Origin of the sequence: Bacteroides caecigallinarum (genome assembly GCF_021530995.1) — a bacterium.
Lineage (GTDB): Bacteria > Bacteroidota > Bacteroidia > Bacteroidales > Bacteroidaceae > Phocaeicola > Phocaeicola faecigallinarum.
On record NZ_JADYTF010000138.1, the window covers coordinates 1 to 8,103 of the forward strand.

Here is an 8,103-nt window from a genome sequence, read left to right on the forward strand (position 1 = left end):
AAAAAGCTGGATTTTTATTTCAATATATGCCATTAAAGTGCTACTTTTGCATACGAAGAGTTCTTTGAAGGTTACGCAATGCGCAGAAGAATAAAACAGCAGATAACTAACTAATTCGTAACCTATTACTACTATGAGTTGGTAACTGCAACTCATTTTCAATCACTTAGACCTTTTTCGTAATTTCCGGCTACAAAAGTCTCGCCTCTGCGTTCCGATTCATGATTGAACAGGATACCAGAGCAGCAGAACATATTGTATGCCTCACGATATTCCTTCACAATCCAGAAACCGTACAGCTTCGCCACAGCATACGGCGAATAAGGATGGAATGGAGTATTCTCATTCTGAGGCACCTCCTCCACCTTACCGTACAGCTCCGAAGTCGAAGCCTGATATATGCGGCAAGTATTCTCCAGATGGTTTGTTCGCACAGCCTCCAATATACGCAACACACCCACTGCATCCACATCAGCTGTAAACTCAGGAGCGTCGAACGACACCTGCACATGGCTCTGTGCTGCCAGATTATATATTTCAGTAGGCTGAACCTTACCTACCAATTTTACTAAAGACATAGAGTCGCTCATATCCGCATAGTGCAGATGGAAATTAGGAATACCCTCCAAGTGAGCTATTCTCTCGCGATAGTCCACAGAACTTCTTCTGATTATACCGTGCACCTCATAACCTTTATCCAATAAAAATTCACTTAGGTAACTGCCATCCTGACCCGTTACCCCCGTAATCAAAGCTATCTTTTTCATTACCTTCTTAACTTCTCTAACTTCTTTAACTTCTTTAAAGATCATCGTTCCGCCCTCATCGGATTATTCAGAAAGTCCTCATATGCCAATCTGATACCGTCCTCCAGCTCCGTCCTGTAAGTCCATCCCAGAGCCTTAGCCTTCGATACATCCAGCAGCTTGCGTGGCGTTCCGTTCGGACGGGTGGTATCCCAGAGTATAGCCCCTTCATATCCTATTACCTTTGCCACAAGCTCAGTCAGTCCTTTGATGGATATCTCCTTACCTGTTCCCGCGTTCACAGTCTCGTCCCCGCTGTAGTTGTTCATCAGGAACACACACAGGTTCGCCAGGTCGTCCACGTAAAGGAACTCCCTCATCGGACTTCCGTCCCCCCAGCAGGTCACCTCCTTCAGTCCTGCCACCTTAGCCTCGTGGAAACGTCTGATAAGCGCCGGCAGCACATGGCTATGTTCCGGATGATAATTGTCGTTCGGTCCGTACAGGTTGGTCGGCATCACGCTTATGTAGTCCGTACCATACTGCTTGTTCAGATACTCGCAATATTTCAGTCCGCTTATTTTCGCCAGAGCATACGCCTCGTTCGTCTTCTCCAGTTCCGAAGTAAGCAGGCAACTCTCCGGCATAGGCTGTGGAGCCATTCTCGGATAGATACAGCTTGATCCCAGGAACTGTAGTTTCTTACATCCGTTCTTCCATGCCGAGTGGATAACGTTCATCTCCAGCGTCATGTTCTCATACATAAAGTCCGCCAAAGCCGTCTGGTTCGCTATTATTCCACCTACTTTAGCTGCTGCCAGAAACACATATTCCGGCTTTTCTTCGGCGAAAAACTTCTCCACCTGCTCCTGTCTTGTCAGGTCCAGTTCCTTGTGCGTACGTGTTATGATGTTCGTATACCCCTGCTTCTGCAGTTCCCGTACAATGGCACTTCCCACCATTCCCCGGTGTCCTGCCACATATATTTTACTGTTCTTTTGCATTACTCAAAATCTTTGAAGCACAAAATTACAGAAAACTTCTGTAACATCAACCTTATAAACGAAAAATTCCCCCACACCCGGCGTACTACCGTACAACCGTGGCATGAGGGAAAATCAAACTTCAGTGTCTCTATCAGCCATTTCATGGCGTGCTTCTGTTCCGCAGTGCGTGTGTCCTTGGGGTTGCCCTTTATGTCCAGTCCGCCCTCGTAGCAGATGCCTATGCTGCCCTCGTTGTGTCCCTTGCAGTGCGCCCCTATTCTTTCTACCGGACGCATATCGCAAATCTCTCCCGTACGACGGATATAAAAGTTTTTGCAGCGTTCCTCTTTATCCTCCTGTAGCAGGAAATATAAATCTTCGGCAGTTTTAGGTATGGGTTATCTACAGTCCCTCTATTTCTTCTGCTGTAAGTCCTGTAGCAGTCTGAATCTGTTCTGTAGCCAGTCCCAATGATTTCAGATTGCGTGCTATATCCTTTTTTTCTTCCGCACGTCCTTCCGCACGTCCTTCCGCACGTTCCGTCATGATATTGTCACGCAGAATCACGATATTGTCCAGATGCTTGTAGTACGCCTTCAGTTCCTCACGGCTCATGCGGTCCAGTTTCAACTGTTCCTTCACAGTTTCCAGTCCCGGAGCAGTGGCATGTTCAGGCACATTTCCCGTGTTCAGATAATAAATCCATTCCTCCAGCGGAGTGGTAGCCACCCTGTTGAAGTCGTTCACCTTGAGGATATAATATTCCGGATAAAGCTGGCTCACCTTGTCCACCTTGAACGTCTGTTTCTGGAACGGGCTCAGCTCCAGCACGTCCCCTTCGTGAATCCCTATGAATTCCGTCTTTCCGTGATACACGAAATCCTTTCCGTGTCCCAGCGAGAAATACACGATATTCACGCTGTACACCTTCCGCACATTCTCGTATCCCTCACCCCGGTTGATATATTCCGTCACCAGTTTCGACGCTCCGAACAGCATACGCTGGAAATACGCATACTCGTTGTTGTTCTGCACCTCTATCAGCACCAGCTCCCCTTTCGAGTTTTCCGCCAGCATATCCACACGGTTGTACTTGTCGAATTCATCCTCCTGGTTGCTCTCGCTTTCCAGCAGTCTGTGAATGGTCATCTTCTCTTCCAGCAGAGTGGTTAGCAGTCCTTCCAGCACCGCATAATTGGCCTTGTTGCGCAGCAGTCGCTTCATAGCCCAGTCAAAACGGATATAATTTTCCATACAGTTCTTGAGTTTATAAGTTTTATTTCACAATCCACCTCTCCACATTCCTCTTCTCATAGCTGAAGTTCACACCCACTTTCACCAGCTTCCTTCCGTCACATTCGAAGGGCAGTGCATAGTCCTTGCTTTCAATCTGTTGCATCGCCTCTTCCGCCGTGCCGTCCAGCTTGAACTCCATCACGTATATGTAGTCCTTCGTCTTCACCACCATGTCTATCCTTCCCTCCGAGGTGTGATATTCCGCCTGCGTATAGAATCCCAGCAGCTTGAACAGGATGAACATCACGTTCTGGAAGTGCAGCTCCAGGTCACGTACCAGCTCATACGGAGTGTCCGCAAAGAAAGTCGTCAGACGTTTCATGAAAGACTCCGTATCACCGTTACGAACATCTCTGACGAAATTCACAATCTCGAATGTAGCGTCCGAACCGTCCATTCCCGTATAGCTCGGCAACAGGAACTTTATGAATCCGTTCTCCACCTCCCTGTTCGGGAACCCCAGTATATAAGTCCTGAACTCCTTGTCATAATCCTTTATTGTCAGATACCCGCTCTGATACAAAATCGGTACCGGGTTCTTCCTGAAAGTCTCCAGTCCGTTCAGCGAGTCCGCCGTGGCATATTCCCTCATCAGCTTCTTCAGGCTATATCCGCACCCCTTCATCAGCTCTACCAGGAAAGTAGGCGTACCAGTCTCGAACCAATAATCACCGAACTCGTTACTTGCAAATGTATTCAGTATGCTGAACGGGTTATAAATATCCACACATCTGTTGTTGAAGTGATACCCGTCGTACAGTTCCTTCAGTTCCGCCTTCGTTTCCTCTTCCGACATATCGTTTGCTGTCCCCAGCTCCTTTATGCCTTCCTTGAACTCGGAATGCAGCTCCTCCTCTGTGATACCGCAAATCCTTTCGTAATCCTTCAGCATCGATATATCCCTCAGATTATTCAGGTCGCTGAACACGCTCACCTTCCCGAACTTCGTCACCCCCGTAAGCAGGGCGAACCTGATATATCTGTCCATCGACTTCAACGCCCCATAGAAAGCCTTCAACGTACTCCTGTACTCATTCTGCAACTCATCATTATCTATGGCCTGCAGCATCGGCTTGTCGTATTCGTCCACCAGGATAACAGTGTTTCTTCCCGTCTTCTCCGCCGCCCTGCGTATCACCCCCTCAAATCTTGTCGCCAGCGAATACTCATCCGGATTCTTGCCGTACAAAGCCTCACACTGCTTCAGAAACAGGTCAAGCTTGTTTTCCAGATCTTTTGGAGTGGCATACCTTTCCGTATTCAGGTCCAGATGCAATATCGGATGTACCGCCCATTCCTTTTCCAGTTCCGCAATCTTCAGTCCCTCAAACATCTCCCTCTTTCCGCTGAAATAAGTCTCCAGCGTAGAGATAAGCAGACTCTTTCCGAACCTGCGCGGACGGCTCAGGAAGTAATATACACCGTTATTTACCAGGTCATATATCAGATCCGTCTTGTCTATATAAAGATAACCGCCTTCGCGTATCTTTTCAAAGTTCTGTATTCCTATAGGGTATTTCATTTTTTTAGAAGTTAAAGAAGTTATGAAGTTAAGAAGTTAGGCTTCAGATACAAAATTACGGAAAAGTTTCCGAAATACCAATCTTACAGACACTGAAATCCCCCCACACCCGTGCGTTCCTTCCGCCGGATATGGGGGAATCCCTCTTATTCCACCTTCATTAAAATACTGTTTAATACTTGAAACACCGTAAGGCAAACATCAACGCCCCATAGTCCCTGTATGCCTCCGTCTGCTTCACCTTTTCCAGACCTTCCTTTAGTCTGACTATTTCCTCCACCGGGAACAGACCCGCTTCAGCTTTACGGTTCATTTTCTCTATTATGGTCTGACACACATATTCCGGGCTGTACATATCGTCGAAGTAAGTATAATGCTCATCCTCCACGAAATGCCTTGTCAGCGAATCCAATATGGCAAGAAGCAAGGTTACGGCATCCTTGTAGTTGCCGCTGTCCATGCTTTTCGATATAATGATTTCATATTCGCGTAGAAGAACGGCTATATAGCCGCAATCCTCGTCAAGGTAACGAGGATTGAAGATTGATTCTATTTCCTGGATGTGTTGCATGATTTTATCAGTTTTATGTATTGAGAATTTACGGAGTAATTTTATTTGTTACTCAAGTTTCGGATTTAGAAATTAAGCCGATTGAGCCAGTATCCTAAATGCTACCAGTTCTTCTGACAGTGCGTTAATACCTTTATCACTTACATTGCACAATCATGCTCCAGTTCATTGACAATGGCCTTGTTGATGAAATCATTGATAGTCATCCCTGTACTTGCGGCAAATGCGGCCACTCGTGCATGAAGCTCTGAAGTCATACGCAGATTGAGTTTTCCGCTAAACGGTTTTACCGGCTCAACTCCATCTGCTTTACATCCTTCAAGATAGCTGTCAATCCCTTCTTCAAAATCCTTTCGGAGTTCATCTATGGTGGTTCCTTCATAAAGAATCAAGGCTTTGTTGCCCATTCCTTGAACCTGACCGCATAGAAAATTATCTTCTTTGCTGTATTCCACAGAACCCTTATAACCTTTATATTCCAAATAATCCATAATTCTTTATATTAAACCGTTATTCTTCAAATGTTGGTAAATAGCTTTCATCATCCACGCTTTCATTATGCTTCCAGGATGAGGACGATGTATATCTATGTACTGCCCTGTTTCTTCGTTTTTGAAACGAATACGGGAACCGGAAGTAGCCCCTTTATTGTGCTTGGTATAACCGAAGTAACCCAGCAAAGAAAGAGTCTCTTCAAAGGTAAAATCCTTTGGCAGCTTTTTGAATCGTTCAATCCCATGTGAGTTCTTGAGTTTATAAGTTCTCTATTATTCCGTCACCAGTTTCGACGCTCCGAACAGCATACGCTGGAAATACGCGAACTCGTTGTTGTTCTGCACCTCTATCAGCACCAGCTCCCCTTTCGAGTTTTCCGCCAGCATATCCACACGGTTGTACTTGTCGAATTCATCCTCCTGGTTGCTCTCGCTTTCCAGCAGTCTGTGAATGGTCATCTTTTCCTCCAGCAGCGTGGTTAGCAGTCCTTCCAGTACCGCATAATTAGCCTTGTTGCGCAGCAGACGCTTCATAGCCCAGTCAAAACGGATATAATTTCCCATACAGTTATAAGTTTTATTCCACCAGATACAAAATTACGTAAAAGTTTCCGAAATACCAATCTTATAAACACCATTATTCCACCTTTTTGAAGTGCACCACAGAGTAGTTCAAAATATTGTCCATAATCCCTTAATGTTTAGTGGTTTAACTTCTATGCAAAGATACCGTCCTGTGGAATTATGCAGTCCCCCTCTGTCCGTGTTTGGGAGGAAGTAAAGACTATTTAATTATTTAAACTACAAAAAAAATGCAGGACTTACCGTCACGGTGCCCTGCCATTATCTTTTTATTCTATTTCTGAGATGCGTTGCATTATCGTACTGTTTCCTATTTGTCCCGTTGTGACATGTCCCTGCGGCTGGTTGAAATAGCGAGAAAGGAATTCATCCAGACTCGCAGCGTAAGTAGTCAAAATATTACGAATCATAATAAGGTTATAAATGTTTCATAAAAAAATAATTGATTATTCAAAATTAGCTATTCGCCATTTTTATCAACTTTTGGTATAGGTTCGATATAAGCATCCATAATTTCCTTCAGCTTGGTCAGCCCTTCCGACTGAGATTGCTCTATTTTTACCCCTAACCATTCCAATGAGATATTCGTACGATTGTCCTCGCTTATATCAAAAGTTGTGACACCGGTATCTGTCACTTCCATTTGGTAATTCACGTCCACACAGTCTATTGTCAATGAAGGAATCGGAACCAGCCCTATGAACGGAGCCGTGTTTTCTCTATTCTTTTTGTTCTTTTCATTCATACCAATCAATACTTTAAAAAACAAATATCCACTATAGAAACACCGAAATTACCCCACACCAGCTGAGTCAATGACAGTACGATTGGTCTCATTTCGTTCTATACAACATTCAGCATATCTTATTTATAAATATACGAGTTGCAACTATATAAGCTGCAACTCGTATAATCATATTATCCGTATCGATAGCTTTTCTAACTGATTTATCTGAAATATTCCTTCCACAATTCACCTTCACCCTGGTATCCGTTCTGCAGCCACATTTTGTCCAATGCGTGGCTTAGGTATTTACCTTTTTCTGCTCCCAGACATTCAAAAGACACATTAGCATCACCATGATAATGGCATATCCACAATTCACCTTCACCTTGGATACCATCCTGTAACCATAATCTTCCGTTGCCATGGCTTAGATATTTACCTTTTTCGCCACCAATACAAGCCAAAGCCACTTTACCGCCCTCAACACTCTCAAGAACAAAAATTTCTCCTTCTCCCTGGATACCATTCTGCAACCATACATTATCCAATGCATGACTGAGGTATTTACCTCTTTCAGCACCTAGTGCCTCATATGCCATATTTATAGAAACTTCTTTCAACCACAATTCACCTTCACCCTGATATCCGTTCTGCAGCCACATTTTATCCAATGCATGGCTGAGATATAAACCTTTTTCCGCTCCCAGACATTCCAATGAAATATGACCGTCCGAATTTTCGTGTAACAGCCACTCCTCACCTTCACCCTGTATACCTTTCTGCAACCACAGGCGACCAAAAGCATGGCTCAGATATGTACCGGTTTCTGCTCCAATACAAGCCAATGCTACATGTCCGTTAGCCAATTTTTCTAAAATAAAGATTTCACCTTCCCCTTTTACTCCACACTGAAGCCATACATTATTCAAAGCATGACTAAGATATTTACCATTTTCAGCTCCGAGAGCTCTTAATACAATTTGTAACATAAATTTAAGTGTTAAATGATTAAATTTTAAGTTATAGATAAATGATTAAATTTGATTCCAAAATATTACTGTCCGCTAAAAGTTCATACATCATTATAATGATAGGGCCGTCCTCCGATTTTGGAAGTCAGCCCTATTTTGGTTATCTTTGAGTCACCACACTAAAAGTTTAACCATGAGCAAAAGTACA

9 protein-coding genes and 3 pseudogenes are annotated in these 8,103 nt (G+C 44.1%); all 12 read right to left on the reverse strand.

Features of this window, described 5'->3' with window-relative positions; all coding sequences use genetic code 11:
- Nucleotides 1-191: 191 nt before the first annotated feature.
- A pseudogene (locus I6E24_RS14460) lies at nucleotides 192-767 on the reverse strand (GDP-mannose 4,6-dehydratase); the annotation flags it as partial.
- Between the two features lie 41 nt (nucleotides 768-808).
- Nucleotides 809-1,750 carry a GDP-L-fucose synthase family protein gene (locus tag I6E24_RS14465; RefSeq protein ID WP_235329251.1) on the reverse strand — a complete coding sequence of 314 codons (942 nt, stop codon included), beginning with the start codon at nucleotides 1,748-1,750 and terminating at the stop codon, nucleotides 809-811.
- A 92-nt stretch (nucleotides 1,751-1,842) separates the two neighbouring features.
- Nucleotides 1,843-2,064, reverse strand: a pseudogene (locus I6E24_RS14470) (N-acetylmuramoyl-L-alanine amidase); the annotation flags it as partial.
- A gap of 70 nt (nucleotides 2,065-2,134) precedes the next feature.
- Nucleotides 2,135-2,986 (reverse strand): Rpn family recombination-promoting nuclease/putative transposase, encoded by an 852-nt coding sequence (locus I6E24_RS14475; protein WP_235329253.1) that lies wholly within the window; start codon nucleotides 2,984-2,986, stop codon nucleotides 2,135-2,137.
- 22 nt (nucleotides 2,987-3,008) lie between these two features.
- Nucleotides 3,009-4,550 (reverse strand): ATP-binding protein, encoded by a 1,542-nt coding sequence (locus tag I6E24_RS14480; protein WP_235329255.1) that lies wholly within the window; start codon nucleotides 4,548-4,550, stop codon nucleotides 3,009-3,011.
- A gap of 172 nt (nucleotides 4,551-4,722) precedes the next feature.
- Nucleotides 4,723-5,121, reverse strand: coding sequence for a hypothetical protein (locus I6E24_RS14485; RefSeq protein WP_235329257.1), 399 nt, complete (start codon nucleotides 5,119-5,121; stop codon nucleotides 4,723-4,725).
- A gap of 140 nt (nucleotides 5,122-5,261) precedes the next feature.
- On the reverse strand, nucleotides 5,262-5,612 hold the full coding sequence (locus I6E24_RS14490) for a type II toxin-antitoxin system HicB family antitoxin (RefSeq protein WP_235329259.1): 351 nt from the start codon (nucleotides 5,610-5,612) through the stop codon (nucleotides 5,262-5,264).
- Between the two features lie 6 nt (nucleotides 5,613-5,618).
- Nucleotides 5,619-5,855 (reverse strand): type II toxin-antitoxin system HicA family toxin, encoded by a 237-nt coding sequence (locus I6E24_RS14495; protein ID WP_394800414.1) that lies wholly within the window; start codon nucleotides 5,853-5,855, stop codon nucleotides 5,619-5,621.
- A gap of 36 nt (nucleotides 5,856-5,891) precedes the next feature.
- Nucleotides 5,892-6,179, reverse strand: a pseudogene (locus tag I6E24_RS14500) (PD-(D/E)XK nuclease family transposase); the annotation flags it as partial.
- A gap of 287 nt (nucleotides 6,180-6,466) precedes the next feature.
- Entirely contained in the window at nucleotides 6,467-6,607 is a 141-nt protein-coding gene (locus I6E24_RS14505; protein WP_235329263.1) for a hypothetical protein, read from the reverse strand.
- 50 nt (nucleotides 6,608-6,657) lie between these two features.
- Complete coding sequence (locus tag I6E24_RS14510) at nucleotides 6,658-6,942, reverse strand: DUF2589 domain-containing protein (protein ID WP_235329265.1); 285 nt, start codon at nucleotides 6,940-6,942, stop codon at nucleotides 6,658-6,660.
- Nucleotides 6,943-7,145: 203 nt separating this feature from the next.
- Nucleotides 7,146-7,913, reverse strand: a complete 768-nt coding sequence (locus tag I6E24_RS14515) for a fascin domain-containing protein (RefSeq protein ID WP_235329267.1) — start codon at nucleotides 7,911-7,913, stop codon at nucleotides 7,146-7,148.
- Nucleotides 7,914-8,103: the final 190 nt, after the last annotated feature.

What these genes read in the sequence shown, in the direction of transcription:
- I6E24_RS14465 (WP_235329251.1), bottom strand. Translation starts at nt 1,750, where the DNA reads ATGCAAAAGAACAGTAAAATATATGTGGCAGGACACCGGGGAATGGTG.
- I6E24_RS14475 (WP_235329253.1), bottom strand. Translation starts at nt 2,986, where the DNA reads ATGGAAAATTATATCCGTTTTGACTGGGCTATGAAGCGACTGCTGCGC.
- I6E24_RS14480 (WP_235329255.1), bottom strand. Translation starts at nt 4,550, where the DNA reads ATGAAATACCCTATAGGAATACAGAACTTTGAAAAGATACGCGAAGGC.
- I6E24_RS14485 (WP_235329257.1), bottom strand. Translation starts at nt 5,121, where the DNA reads ATGCAACACATCCAGGAAATAGAATCAATCTTCAATCCTCGTTACCTT.
- I6E24_RS14490 (WP_235329259.1), bottom strand. Translation starts at nt 5,612, where the DNA reads ATGGATTATTTGGAATATAAAGGTTATAAGGGTTCTGTGGAATACAGC.
- I6E24_RS14505 (WP_235329263.1), bottom strand. Translation starts at nt 6,607, where the DNA reads ATGATTCGTAATATTTTGACTACTTACGCTGCGAGTCTGGATGAATTC.
- I6E24_RS14510 (WP_235329265.1), bottom strand. Translation starts at nt 6,942, where the DNA reads ATGAATGAAAAGAACAAAAAGAATAGAGAAAACACGGCTCCGTTCATA.
- I6E24_RS14515 (WP_235329267.1), bottom strand. Translation starts at nt 7,913, where the DNA reads ATGTTACAAATTGTATTAAGAGCTCTCGGAGCTGAAAATGGTAAATAT.